Here is a 293-nt window from a genome sequence, read left to right on the forward strand (position 1 = left end):
ATCCCTTGTAGACTACGAGGTTGATAGGCACGATGTGTAAGTGGAGCGATCCATTCAGCAAGTGTGTACTAATAGATCGAGGGCTTGACCACAATTCGCTTGAATTCTCAAGTCAATGATAAAATGTGAGCAGTGATTATTCAGTTTTGAAGGCACGTCCTTCTAAAAACACTGGACAAAGTAAAACAGAAATGTTATACTGAACCAGTCATATTGGTCGGTGACGATGACGGTGAGGTTCCACCTGTTCCCATTCCGAACACAGAAGTTAAGCTCACTCGTGCCCAAGATAG

Annotated in this window: 2 rRNA genes; both read left to right on the forward strand. The window is 43.3% G+C overall.

Going from position 1 to position 293, the window contains the following annotated elements:
- A 23S ribosomal RNA gene (locus tag P0G09_RS19690) occupies nt 1-92 on the forward strand; the annotation flags it as partial.
- Between the two features lie 124 nt (nt 93-216).
- Nucleotides 217-293: ribosomal RNA gene (rrf, locus tag P0G09_RS19695) — 5S ribosomal RNA — on the forward strand; the annotation flags it as partial.

Source organism: Faecalibacterium sp. DFI.5.82, assembly GCF_029076575.1.
Taxonomy (GTDB): Bacteria; Bacillota; Clostridia; order Oscillospirales; family Ruminococcaceae; genus Faecalibacterium; species Faecalibacterium duncaniae.